We start from the raw sequence: 12074 nt of genomic DNA, 5'->3' as shown, positions 1-12074 counted from the left end.
GCGCCGCAGTGCCGGTGCCCCCGGCGACTTCATCGCCGCTCTGCCCGTCAACGTCTTCATCCACCCTGCCGGCCGGCCCATCAACACCCCCATACCCCGAGTGTTGCGACGACCGGTTGAACTCACCCTGTTCACCGCGGTCCGGGGGCGTCACGGCGCCTGCGGTCGTCAATGCGCGAGTCATTACCGGCTTCTCGGCCGAGCGTCCCGATCTCGTACGGATCGGGGCGGAAGATGAAGGACGCCGGGGCCGACAGCGGCCGGCCCCGGCGTTCCTCACATGGCGGGGTCTCAGGCGACGCCCTCGCGCAGGGTGATCTCCATGGTTGACACCTCCCGACTTCGGCTCGGTGAAAGGCCGTGTGCCCTTCGATGACCAAAGCCTGTCGGGCGGTCATCTACGCGAGATGAATGCCGGATCCTCGGTGATCTACGAGTCGATATACGCCGAGCGTGTGCGGCATCGTCAGCGGCGTCGTCGAGGACGCCTCCGGAATCCGGTCGCGAGGAATTCCGGGCCCGTGCAACATCCGGGGACACCCACGGTGTAGTCATATTGTGAAGGTGTCACCATTTCCCCCGGACGGGTCGGGGTACGAGGCGTTCGTGCGGCAGAGCGCTGCCGGGCTGCTGCGTCTAGGCAACATGCTGACGCTGAACCCGTCAGCCGCGGAGGACCTCGCCCAGGAAACCCTCATCCGAGTCGGGCTCAACTGGTCGCGGCTGCGCTCGGACGGCAATCCCGTCGGCTATGCCCAGCGCACCATGGTCAATGTCTTCCTCAACGAGCGACGGCGCCGGAGACCGACGCCGACCGACAAGATCCCGGAGACCGGGCGAGAGGACACCGGGCTGGCCTCGGTGGACTCCACGGCCGCCGTCCGGCAGATGCTCGCGAGCCTGCCGCCGAAGCAGCGAGCGGCGATCGTTCTCCGATACATGGCCGATCTCCCGGACGACGAGATCGGTCATCTCCTGGGGTGCACGCCCGCGACCGTGCGGTCCCAACTCTCCCGAGGCATGTCCAGCCTCCGCGCGACCATGACTGCAGAAGGGTGAACCGGTGACCGACAGCCACGCCGACGAACTAGGCACTCTGTTCAAGGAGGACTTCGCTCTTCCGGTCACCGACGCGTTCATCGCCGGAGTGCATCGAGGTGTCCGCCGTCGCCGGACGATGCGGGCGGTGGCGGGAGGTGGCGCGGTCCTCGCGACGGCCGGAGTCGCCGCCCTCGTGTTCACCCTGGTGGGGCCCGGCGGCTCCGCGCCGCTTCCGGCGGCGACCGGTCCGATCGCGGCCGCCTCGTCGACGCCCCCCTCGACAGTGGACCCGATCTCCGAACTGTTGGACGGTTACCGCGTCACCTTCGTGCCGGCGGGGCTCGAGGCCGGTTCTCCGGCGAACGGTTCGGCCACCTACCCGGTGTCGAAGGACACCCTGCACAACGACGGTTCCGCACCCGCGACCGAGCATCCGACCGCCGCGGTGGCGGACCGCATGTATGTGCTGCCCAACGGCGCGAACTGGCTCAACATCTCGGTGCTGCGCCCGGAGCGGACGACAGCCGGGGCGGACCGGGAACAGGTCACCGAGTGGCTGGCCGGCTGGGCGCTGAAAGGGACCAAGGTGACCGAGACCTACCAACTGCCGGCGGGTCGTGCTCAGCTCGCCGCGGCCAAGGGTTCGGAGGTCACCGCACACCACGTGGTGATCACGGCGCCGGACGGCGCCGTGATCATCGTCGGCGGCAACGGCAATGTTCCGGTCGCTGACCTGAAAGCGGTCGCCGCGGGCCTCCTGCCCCGCTGACCGGACAGCCGACGAGGAAGAGCGGCGGTTCGCCTGCACCGTACCGGTCTGTCCATTCGCGACCGGCGGGCGATTTGAAGTAGTCGTTGAATCCTATCGCCCAGTCGGACGGCTGGGCGGTCCAGAGGAGGCGGTCCGGCCGCCCGAACGGCGCGGTATTAGTGGTTCGCCGGTGCTGTCCGGCTGTTGTCACGACAAGAGAGGGATCAGGAGAACGTGTCCGTGTGGACCTGGGGCCGGGCGGCACTGGTCATGGTGATGGGACTGGTGCTGCTCATGGACACCGGCTGAGTCGGGTGCAACCGGCACGGGCCGATCGGGAGACCGATCGGCCCGTGCCGCGATGGCATGGACCGGGTGCGGGCCGCCGATCCGTCACACTCCCCCGTCTCGCTGCGGTGCGTCGGCGGCGGCCATTCGTCAGCCAGTTGAAGGCCTTCGGCTCAGGCGGGCTCGATCAGCTGGGGCGCGACGGGTCGTTGCCCGTCTGGTACCTGATCCACGAGCTGCCCGGCTTGCTCTCATAGCCCCAGGACCAGGCCGAATCGCCGGTCTTGCACTGCGCGACCGACGTGTCGTTGGCCTTCACGTTGTTGCCGAAGGCGTAGTAGGTGCCGGGGTTGCGGTTGCAGTGGATGTAGGCACGGATCAAGCCGGTGCAGGTGTTGGTCCGCACCTTCGCCTTCGCGATCCAGTGATCTCCCGCCATGTGCCCCTTCGACACGGCCACCTGCCGGGTGCACTGACTGCCGCCCGGGTCACTGGCCCACGCCGGTGACACCGAGACGAAGGAGCCCCCGGCGGCAACGGCCGCAAGAGCGAAGGTATACGTGATTGCCCGTTTGGTGCTCATTCATCCTCTTCGAGATTCAAATAGATGTCGACATCGCCACCGGAGCCGGGGAGGCGGCCGAGGAATGGACCGATCGGCCGCATTGTGGGATGCCGGCTCCGGCATCAGGCTTTCTTACGGCCTGGGGGTGCAGACCTCCCTGCCCACGCATTCGGAGAAGGTGACGCCGAGGATGCCGCGGATTACCCCGATGGTCCTGAGGTGCCGCTGGCTGCAGTTGGGAGCTTCCTGCCATTCATCAATGGAGAACTTCTGGAACGTCACCTTCGGCTCCGAGTATCCGTATTGACCTGCCGGCACCTGAATGGTGTTGGTCCATGTCTGACCTCTGGCCACCTTCTCGGACACCTCATAGTTCGTTTTCGCCTCGATGGTGGCGATTCCCCAACCGACGGAAGCGCCGCCGCCGACACTCCACGCGGTCGACTTCTCCTTCGTCGCGGTCAGGGCAATGCTCAGGGTCGACGTGACCGAGCTTCCGTTGCGCTTGCCCACCCGGGTGCCGATCGACTCATGAGTCGGGCCGCCCACGTTCGTCACCTTGACATACTTCTGTGTCGGGCAGGCGGCCATGGCAGGGCTTGTGGAAACCATGGCGGCAAGGCAGGACGAGGCGATCAAGGCCGCACCCATGAGTGGCGCGGAAAGTTTCTTGGAGATCACTGAATTCCCCTATCATAGCGACGATCACGATAAACAGATAAGCGGTAATCAGGTGCCGATCAGCGGCACCAGGCTGGTGCTGACATGGCAGCGAGACCGGATGAATGCATGCTCCGATGCTCTATTCGCTGCGCCGTCGAGTGCTCGTTTCTCTGGGAAGATTCGACTCCCGTGCTCGGTCTGAGGCGAAGTCTCACCCCGACACGGCTCGCTCATGGAGCCGTGCGGTGTTCGAACTTGTGGACGAGATGCAGCGTGGACGCGTCCCGGGTTGTTCGGTCCGGCGCGGGCGCCAAACAATCAATGCCGATCACAGCCGCCGTGAGCGGAACATCACGGTGAGTAAGGAGGAAAAGCCTCCATGCCGGAAGGCGCAAGTCAGGAGGAGCGAGGACCGGGCCATTCGCTCTAGTAGATTCGCCACCCGGTAATCGACAGGCGGGGTAGCGCCTGACGCGGGGACAGGGAAAGAGGCACCGAGAGTTGGCACGGCGTGAGCGTGTGTTGGATCCCTCTGACGGCCCGGTCCAGCGGTTCGCGGCCGGGCTGCGTGCGTTGCGCGAGAGTGCGGGCCAGCCCGGCTACCGGGAATTGGCGCGGCGGGCGCATTACTCGGCGACGACGTTGTCGGTGGCGGCTGCCGGGCGTCAACTGCCGAGCCTTGCCGTGGCGTTGGCCTATGCCGGGGCCTGTGGTGGGGATAGAACGGAGTGGGAGGCGCGCTGGCGGGCCGCCGCGGCCGAGCTCGGTGACTCCGCGACGGCCGACGCCGACGCCGTGCCGCCCTATCGTGGCCTGGCTGCTTATGAGCCCGATGACGCGCCTTGGTTTTTCGGGCGGGAACGGCTCGTGGGTCAGCTTCTGGAGAGTCTGTCGTCGCGGCGGCTGTTGGCGGTGTTCGGTGCTTCGGGTAGTGGTAAGTCGTCGGTACTGCGTGCCGGCGTGATGCCCAGGGTCACCGATGGTGCGCTGTCCCCGGGTACGCGGTGGCCGGTGGCGCTGATGACGCCGGGGAACGATCCGGTGGCGGGTTTGGCCGGCGCACTGGCCCGCGCCTTCCCGGCTTCGATGCCAGAGGTGACAGCGGACCGGTTGCGCGATCCGAGCGCATTGGACACCGCGGTGCGTGCGGCGTTGCGCGACGAGCCGGGCACGGTGGAGATGCTGCTGGTGGTGGACCAGTTCGAAGAACTCTTCACGTTGTGCGCCGACGACGACGTACGCCGGACTTTTCTGGCCGGGTTGCTGGACGCGGTGGCGGCGCCGGGCAGCCGGATGCGGGTGGTGCTGGGAGTCCGAGCCGACTTCTACGCCCGGTGCGCTGTCTATCCGGATCTGGTGGCGGCGTTGCGGGACGCGCAGACGCTGGTCGGGCCGATGACCGCGGCAGAACTGCGAGACGCGCTGGTCCAGCCGGCCGAGCGCGCCGGGCTGCGGGTCGAAGGAGCCCTGGTATCCACCGTGGTGGCACAGTTGACGGACCGCCCGGGTGCGTTGCCGCTCGCCTCGCATGCCATGGCGCAGACATGGCGACGCCGTCAGGGCACCACGCTCACGTTGGCCGGCTACGAAGCAGCGGGTGGAGTCGACGGCGCCATCGCCCAGAGCGCGGAAGGCGTCTACACGGCGCTCGGGCCGGCGCAGCAGAACACCATCCATCGGGTCCTGCTGCGATTGGTGGACATCAGCGATGACGCGGTGGTCACCCGGCGGCGGGTGACGCACGATGAGTTCGACCCCGGCGACCCGTACGTCTCGACAGTGATCGGCCAGCTGGTCGCGGCCCGTCTGGTGACCGTCGCCCAAGGCACCCTGGAGATCACCCACGAGGCTCTGGTCGCCGCCTGGCCGCGGTTCCGCGGTTGGGTCGACGAAGATCATGAAGGGCTGCGGCTGCACCGCCTGCTCACGCACGCGGCCGCCGAATGGGAATCTCAAAGCCGCGACGACACCATCCTTTACCGAGGCACCCGCTTGGGCCGGGCCTCCGACTGGCTGGCTCAGCATCCCGACAGGGCGACAGCGCGGGAACGAGACTTCGTCCAGCAAGGCCTGGCGGTCGAACACCGCGCACAGGGAGCCCGGCGGCGTCGCCAGCGAGCCGTCATCGCCGGGCTCCTCGCCGCCGTGGTCGTGGTCAGCGCTCTAGCCGTGGCAACGGTGGTCCAGGCGTCCCGGGCACAACGCCAGCAGGAGCAGGCGCAACGACAGCACGATCTCGCCCTGTCCCGTCAACTCGCCGCGCAAAGCGTCAACCTCGGCCCCACCCGCCCCGTCACCGCACGACGGCTGGCCGTCGCGGCCTGGGCGGTGAACCCCACCGACGAGGCTCGCGACGCCATGACCGCCCTGATCACGCGGCAGAGCGGCAGTCTCATCGGGCACACCGCCCCGGTGTTCCGGGCAGAGTTCAGCCCGGACGGCACCGTGCTCGCCACCACCAGCGGCGACGGCACCGTACGGCTGTGGAATCCCCGCACCCGGGAACCCGTGGGCGAACCGATGACCGGCCACACCGACCAGGTGAACGGCGTGGCGTTCAGCCCCGACGGCAAGCTGCTCGCCACCGGCAGCGACGACAAGACGCTACGGCTGTGGGATGCCGCCACCGGCCGGCCCATCGGCGGCCCGTTGCCGCATGGCGGCAGGGTTCAGGGCGTGGCGTTCAGCCCCGACGGCAGGCTGCTCGCCACCGGCAGCGGCGATCAGACCGTACGGCTGTGGAATCCCGGCACCCGGGAACCGGTGGGCGAACCGATGACCGGCCACACCGACCAGGTGAACGGCGTGGCGTTCAGCCCCGACGGCAAGCTGCTCGCCACCACCAGCGACGACGAGACCGTACGGCTGTGGGATCCCGCCACCGGTCAGCCCGTGGGCGCTCCCCTGACCGGCCACGACGGCTTCGTGTGGGATGTGGCGTTCAGCCCGGACGGCAGGCAGCTGGCCACGGCCGGGGAAGACCGCGCCATCCGGATCTGGGATCGCGCCACGCGACGGCCCGTTGGCCCGCCCCTGACCGGCCACAACGGCCCACTCTGGGATGTGGCGTTCAGCCCGGACGGCAAACTGCTCGCGGCCGCCGGCTCGGATACGAAGGTGACGATCTGGAATCCCGTCACCCGCGAACCGGTAGGCCAACCCCTGAGCGGCCACTCCGGCCCCGTCTGGGGTTTGGCGTTCAGCCCGGACAGCCGGCTTCTCGTCAGCGTCAGCGAAGATCACACCGTACGGCTATGGGACCCCGCGACCAGCCAGCCGGTCGACGGGTCCCTGGCCGGCCACAGTGGGTCGGTCTGGGGAGTCGCGTTCAGCCCGGACGGCGAACTGCTCGCCACCGGCGGCGACGACCGAATGGTACGGCTGTGGAACGTCCGCACCCGGAAACCGGCAGGAGATCCGCTGACCGGCCACACCGACGCGGTCTGGGGCGTGTCGTTCAGCCCGGACGGCAGGCTGCTCGCCACCTCCGGCGACGACCACACCGTACGGCTGTGGAACGCCGCCACACGAGAGCCCGTCGGCGAGCCGATGACCGGACACACCGAGGCTGTCCGGGCGGTGGCTTTCAGCCCGGACGGCGGGCTGCTCGCCAGTGTCGGCGACGACCGCACCCTACGGCTGTGGAACACCGCCACGCGCCAACCGGCAGGCACGGCCCTGAACAGCCACGCCGGCTATCTCAACGGGCTGGCGTTCAGCCCGGACGGCAGGCTGCTCGCCACCACCGGCGACGACCACACCGTACGGCTGTGGGACACCGCCACACGAGAGCCCGCCGGCGAGCCGATGACCGGGCACACCGGTCCCGTCTGGCCCGTCGCCTTCAGCCCCGACGGGAAGCTGCTCGCCACCGGGAGTGACGACCACACCGTGCGGCTGTGGGACACCGCCACACGAGAGCCCGCCGGCGAGCCGATGACCGGGCACACCGGTCCGGTCCGGGGCGTCGCCTTCAGCCCCGACGGGAAGCTGCTCGCCACCACCGGCGACGACCACACCGTACGGCTGTGGAGCACCGCCACGCGGGAACAGGTCAGTGGCTCCCTGACGGGCCACACCGGCCCCGCCGTCGGCGTGGCGTTCAGCCCGGACGGCAAGCTTCTCGCCACCTCCGGTGAGGACCGGACGACCCTGCTGTGGGAAACCACTGACTACCTGGATCCGTCACCGGTGCTCTGCGGCCGGTTCGGCCTGCCGACGGCGAGTGAATGGTCCGTCCACGCTCCTCAGGAACCGGCGCCGGCCGCCTGCCGAGCCCAGCGACAGTGACCGCGGGGCCGGTAGAGAACGGTCACCTGGTCGACCTTCTTGCCCGGCGAGGGCGGGTGGGCCGGGAGTCCTGAGGGAGCCGCGGCCGGTGCGCCGCCGACCAGGCCAGGGCGGGGATGAGGACGGCCGCAACGACGAGGTGCAGCACCACGAGCGACAGGTGGTCACCCTCGCTGCGGAAGGTGCCGGACCAGGGCATGGTGGCGACCAGCACCACGACGGCGACGACAGTCCAGATCAGGGTGGCCCGGCGCGGGAAGAACTTCTCCAGCACAGCGAGGAAGGCCCACGCGGCCAGTGCCGGCGCGAGGGCGGCGGCAACGGTCTCCACGATGCCGATGTTCTCCGGCTGCGCGCCGTTGAGACCGGGAGCGTAGAGGTCGTGGCCGATCACGGGCTCGATGAGCACCCAGGTGAGCAGCGCGACGAGGACCGCGCCGGCGACCGCGGCGAGCCGCAGTGACCTCACTCGGGCGCGGGTGGCGGGGCGTGCGGTGAACGCGGGGCCGGCGGCCATGGCGGGTCTCCTTGACGATGAGGACGTCGTGAACGCCGTTCTACCAACGAACACTGTTCTAACAGCAAACACTGAACGTCGTCAACTACGATGAAGCCGTCCGGAAGCGGAGCGAGCAGTGAGAGGGCACTCCCATGACCGAACCGATTCCGGCGCCGCCCTGGCAGACGCCCAAGAAGCCACCGCCCCGGCAACCGCTCAGCCAGGACCTGATCGTGCAGGTCGCGCTGCGGATCCTCGATGCGGAGGGGCTTGACGCGCTGAGCATGCGCCGCTTGGCGCAGGAACTCGAAACCGGACCGGCGTCGCTCTACGCGCACGTGGCCAACAAGGACGAGTTGCTCGATCTGGTCTACGACACGGTGCTGTCCGAGGTGGAGATCCCCGTCCCCGATCCGGACCGGTGGCCCGAGCAGGTCAAGGAATACCTTCGCTCGCTGCGGACGGTGTTTCGGTCGCATCGTGACCTGGCTCGCGTCTCGATCTCCCGGATCCCTCTGGGCCCCAACGGGGTGGTCGGCATGGAACGCACGATGGCCCTGATGCGCGCCGGCGGCCTGCCCGACGACATCGCCGCCTACGCCGGCGATCTGCTGGCCTCGTTCGTGACCACCGAGACGCTGGACGACGCCTTCCCGGCGGGCGGCACGGATCCCGCGACGCCGCGGGCATACGCCGCGCAGATCCGGAGCTACCTCACCTCGTTGCCCGTGGACCGGTTCCCGAACCTGGTGCACATGGCCGGGCCGATCACCTCGCTGGACTCGGAGCGGCGCTTCGAGCTCGGCATGGAGATCATCGTACGAGGGCTGTCGACGTACGCCCGGCCGGCCGGCCAGGACTCGTCGGCGGGATCAGGCTAGGCAGGTCGGCGGGCGGCTCCCGCGTTGTACTCGGCCATCTCCGCCAGCACCCCCACGGCGGCCAGAGCGAACCGGGTCGCCGCGTCGGTCTGTGGCAGCAGCCGGCCCGGGATGTGGTCGGCGGCCTCGAAGCCGCGCACCTGCCCGGCGAGGCGGGCCGCGTACCGGGTGGTGTCGAAGGCCTCCAGCGTGACCTTCCAGCACGTGTCGGTGCCGGGCCCGTTCGGGTGACGACACGCAGTCCTGCCACGACCGCGGTCATCGTGAGCTGATGCCGCCTCCGGCAAGATGAAACACTCAGGAGCCGGTGACGGCCGCGGCGATGGCGGAGAAGAGGGCGGCGGCCAGCAGAACCAGTCCGGTGGGCGCGCCGACGACGGCGCTCACCGGCAGTTTCCGGGCGCGGGCGATCGGGACCGCGGCGAGCGAGGCGACCGTGACGAGCCCGGCGACCACGTGCACCATCGGATAGCCGATCAGGACGGCGACCGGGAAGAGGTGCACCCCCACCACGAAGGCGATCCACACCGGAATCAGGTCACGCCGGCGGCGGACGGCGAGCAGAGCCGCTCCGAGGGCGGCGGCGCCGAACTCGATGCCGACCACCACGCCGAAGGCACGGCTGGTGTCCTCGTCGAACGCGGTGCCGTCGTGCCAGTGCCGCCAGGTCAGCAGGCCCCCGGCGATCACGGTGAGGATGCTGGTCACCGAGCCGGCCACCAGGAAGCCGCGCCACCCGCGGGGCGGCGCCTCCTGAGCCCAGCCGAACCAGCTCGACGCGAAGAATCCGAAAATCACGGCGGTTGCCGCGAGGTCCCGCACGTGCTCGGCGATCACGCCACCCCCGGTCCTCTAAGAACGATCTTCGGAAGTCTAGGGCAATCCACCGGAGTCCATCGACCGCTTCGCTACGGCAGCCGGCGCCGCCGGGACGGACGGGCTGGTCCATGGCCTCGGCCAGTGGCTTCGTCGCCACCTCCTTGGTTCGCCCTTTCACGGACCGTTACAGTCGGTTGTCGCCTTGCCGTCCAACCGCGCCGGAGCACACCGTGGTCTTCCCGTTCCAGATCGAGGAGATCTTCCCCGACGTCGCGGCACCGTCGACGAGCCTGCCGCGCCGGCAGACGGGCAGCTCACCGCAGGGCCTGGCGGTGACGCTGATGGCCGATTACACCCTGCGTAACAACGCCTGGCTGCCCGTGGCCGCCCTCGTGACCCTGCTCAACGAGTTCGGGCTCACCGATGCCGCCGCCCGGGTGGCGATCAGCAGACTGGCGCGCCGGGGAGTACTGGAGAGTCGCCGGCACGGCCGGCGCAGCTCCTACCGGCTGACCGCCGGGGCCGCGGACGAACTGTCGGGCGGCGGGATCTGGATCGCCGACTTCGCGGCCGAGCCGGAGTCCTGGGACGGGTCCTGGACGTTCGTCACCTTCTCGATGCCGAAGAAAGCCACCACGCAGCGCAACACTCTGCGGGTTCACCTGCGATGGCGCGGCTTCGCCCCGCTGTACGACGGCGTCTGGGTCTCACCGCAGCCGTTGTCCGAACAGGAGCTGGCCTACCTCGCGCCCGCGGCCTCCGGCGCCATCACCGTGCTCCGCGCCCAGCACATACCTCTGCGTACGGACGCCGACCTGAGCCCGGTGCACGCCTGGGATCTCGCCGCCATCGGCGGACTGTACGACGCCTTCGTGCGCGAGTGGGAACCCCTGCTGCCGAGCATCGCCGGTGGCGGCGTCACGGGCGCCGACGCGGTCCGGGCGCGCACCGAGGTGATGGACACCTACCGCCGTTTCCCGATGATCGACCCGGAACTGCCGACGAAGCTCATGCCGCCGGGGTGGGCGCGCGGGCGCGCACGGGAGGTGTTCGCCGCGGTGTACGACGGTCTGGCCCAGCCGGCTCAGGAGTACGTCCGCGCCATCGCGGCCGAGATCACCGACGGTGCACGGCTGGACATCCAGGCGCACACCATCGCGGAGATCCACGCCGGCATCCGGCCCGGCGCCTCCTGAAGGCCGTCCCCGCGCGCGAGCCTGCGGGGCCTCCGCACGACGCGGTCACGGCGCGCGATGACACCGACGAGGCCCGTGCGGTGAGCGCCGGCTATCCGAGCCGCCTTCGTTGTCACCGTCGTACGCGACACCGCACCCCGGCGCCGGAAGGGTGCCGACGAAGTCGACGTTCCGGTGCCCGGCGTTGCGCAGTTGGTTCCACAGCGAAGCGCGCCAGCAGCCGGTCGACCAGACCTCCATCGACGCGATGAAGACCTGGAACATCCATGCCGTACGCGTGCCGCTGAACGAGGAATGCTGGCTGGGCGTCAACGGCACACCCAGCGGCCCGGCCTACCAACAGGGCATCAAGGACTACGTGGACCTGCTGGTCGCAACCGCCTCAACGTGATCCTCGACCTGCACTGGACCTGGGGCGCCTGCGCCGGCATCCCCTACGAGGTGGCCGGCGCATGCAGGACCTGGTCGACGCGGTCCGGGCCACCGGCGCCACCAACATCCTCATGGTCGGCGGCCTGGAGTGGGCCAACGACATGCGCGAATGGCTGACGTACCGGCCGGCCGACCCGCTGAACAACCTGGCCGCCTCGTGGCACGCGTACAGCTTCAACGCCTGCGCCAGCGAGTCGTGCTGGGACAGCCAGATCGCCCCGCTCGCGCGGCAGGTGCCGGTCGTCATCGGCGAGTTCGGGCAGGACGACTGCGGCTTCGACTACATGCGACGGCTGGTGGACTGGGCCGACGCGCACGCCCTCGGATACCTGCCCTGGACCTGGAGCCCGTGGGGCTGCACCACCGGCGCCGTGCTGATCAAGGACTACAACGGCACGCCCGAACCCGGCATCGGGGAGGGATACAAGGCCCACCTGCTGACCCAGGACCCGTACGCCTGAGCCATCCCTTCGGCCGGCCAGGCCTCCACCGCCGGCCGGCCGAAGGCCGGCGCCGTCGTTCCCGGCCGGTGACCGGGGTCAGGCCGCCGACAGGACATCGACGACGAAACGCAGCGCGCCGGCCGGCTGCCCGCCGCTCGGCTTGTCGCCGTACGCCAGGGCGGCCGGGATGTCGAGCTGGACCCGGC

The 12074-nt window shown here is 69.5% G+C and carries 12 protein-coding genes and 1 pseudogene; 7 read left to right on the top strand and 6 right to left on the bottom strand.

All coding sequences use genetic code 11. The annotated features are described in order from the left end of the window. Positions 1-558 precede the first annotated feature (558 nt). Both QLQ12_RS46425 and QLQ12_RS46420 read left to right on the top strand, forming a co-directional pair. A complete protein-coding gene (locus QLQ12_RS46425; protein WP_282767487.1) occupies positions 559-1059 on the top strand; it encodes a SigE family RNA polymerase sigma factor in 501 nt (166 codons plus the stop codon). A gap of 4 nt (positions 1060-1063) precedes the next feature. Then, positions 1064-1810 (top strand): hypothetical protein, encoded by a 747-nt coding sequence (locus QLQ12_RS46420; protein ID WP_282767486.1) that lies wholly within the window; start codon positions 1064-1066, stop codon positions 1808-1810. Positions 1811-2267: 457 nt separating this feature from the next. Here QLQ12_RS46420 and QLQ12_RS46415 read toward each other — a convergent pair whose 3' ends face one another. Further along, a complete protein-coding gene (locus QLQ12_RS46415; protein ID WP_282767485.1) occupies positions 2268-2663 on the bottom strand; it encodes a hypothetical protein in 396 nt (131 codons plus the stop codon). 114 nt (positions 2664-2777) lie between these two features. Continuing rightward, a complete protein-coding gene (locus QLQ12_RS46410) occupies positions 2778-3326 on the bottom strand; it encodes a hypothetical protein (RefSeq protein WP_282767484.1) in 549 nt (182 codons plus the stop codon). A gap of 501 nt (positions 3327-3827) precedes the next feature. Here QLQ12_RS46410 and QLQ12_RS46405 point away from each other — a divergent pair. Further along, on the top strand, positions 3828-7598 hold the full coding sequence (locus QLQ12_RS46405) for an nSTAND1 domain-containing NTPase (protein ID WP_282767483.1): 3771 nt from the start codon (positions 3828-3830) through the stop codon (positions 7596-7598). A 22-nt stretch (positions 7599-7620) separates the two neighbouring features. Here the strand turns inward: QLQ12_RS46405 and QLQ12_RS46400 are convergent, their stop codons facing one another. Then, the gene (locus QLQ12_RS46400; protein ID WP_282767482.1) at positions 7621-8115 is read right to left on the bottom strand and encodes a DUF6069 family protein; all 495 of its coding nucleotides are present in this window, start codon (positions 8113-8115) and stop codon (positions 7621-7623) included. A 134-nt stretch (positions 8116-8249) separates the two neighbouring features. Between QLQ12_RS46400 and QLQ12_RS46395 the strand changes: the two genes are divergently transcribed. Beyond that, entirely contained in the window at positions 8250-8978 is a 729-nt protein-coding gene (locus tag QLQ12_RS46395; RefSeq protein WP_282767481.1) for a TetR/AcrR family transcriptional regulator, read from the top strand. Here the strand turns inward: QLQ12_RS46395 and QLQ12_RS46390 are convergent. Together QLQ12_RS46390 and QLQ12_RS46385 are read right to left on the bottom strand one after the other, a co-directional pair. Continuing rightward, on the bottom strand, positions 8975-9265 hold the full coding sequence (locus QLQ12_RS46390) for a hypothetical protein (RefSeq protein WP_282767480.1): 291 nt from the start codon (positions 9263-9265) through the stop codon (positions 8975-8977). The genes QLQ12_RS46395 and QLQ12_RS46390 overlap by 4 nt on opposite strands. Positions 9266-9275: 10 nt before the next feature. Further along, the gene (locus QLQ12_RS46385; RefSeq protein ID WP_282767479.1) at positions 9276-9815 is read right to left on the bottom strand and encodes a hypothetical protein; all 540 of its coding nucleotides are present in this window, start codon (positions 9813-9815) and stop codon (positions 9276-9278) included. A gap of 212 nt (positions 9816-10027) precedes the next feature. On the opposite strand from QLQ12_RS46385, the gene QLQ12_RS46380 reads away from it, so the two are divergent. From QLQ12_RS46380 to QLQ12_RS46370, 3 genes are all read left to right on the top strand, one after another. Next, a complete protein-coding gene (locus QLQ12_RS46380; protein ID WP_282767478.1) occupies positions 10028-10993 on the top strand; it encodes a PaaX family transcriptional regulator in 966 nt (321 codons plus the stop codon). A gap of 151 nt (positions 10994-11144) precedes the next feature. Further along, positions 11145-11384, top strand: a complete 240-nt coding sequence (locus tag QLQ12_RS46375) for a hypothetical protein (RefSeq protein WP_282767477.1) — start codon at positions 11145-11147, stop codon at positions 11382-11384. Between the two features lie 61 nt (positions 11385-11445). After that, positions 11446-11886: a cellulase family glycosylhydrolase gene (locus QLQ12_RS46370; protein WP_282767476.1), complete on the top strand. Its 441-nt coding sequence runs from the start codon at positions 11446-11448 to the stop codon at positions 11884-11886. Positions 11887-11964: 78 nt separating this feature from the next. Here QLQ12_RS46370 and QLQ12_RS46365 read toward each other — a convergent pair. After that, a pseudogene (locus QLQ12_RS46365) lies at positions 11965-12074 on the bottom strand (FKBP-type peptidyl-prolyl cis-trans isomerase); the annotation flags it as partial.

It is taken from the genome of Actinoplanes sandaracinus, from assembly GCF_030009775.1.
Classification (GTDB): Bacteria; Actinomycetota; Actinomycetes; order Mycobacteriales; family Micromonosporaceae; genus Actinoplanes; species Actinoplanes sandaracinus.
The sequence above is the reverse complement of the archived record's forward strand: the minus strand, read 5'-3'. Positions and strand labels throughout refer to the sequence as shown.

Bases quoted from the DNA above. Each gene is read 5' to 3' on its own strand.
- QLQ12_RS46370 (WP_282767476.1), top strand. From the start codon at position 11,446: ATGCAGGACCTGGTCGACGCGGTCCGGGCCACCGGCGCCACCAACATC.
- QLQ12_RS46415 (WP_282767485.1), bottom strand. From the start codon at position 2,663: ATGAGCACCAAACGGGCAATCACGTATACCTTCGCTCTTGCGGCCGTT.
- QLQ12_RS46400 (WP_282767482.1), bottom strand. From the start codon at position 8,115: ATGGCCGCCGGCCCCGCGTTCACCGCACGCCCCGCCACCCGCGCCCGA.
- QLQ12_RS46395 (WP_282767481.1), top strand. From the start codon at position 8,250: ATGACCGAACCGATTCCGGCGCCGCCCTGGCAGACGCCCAAGAAGCCA.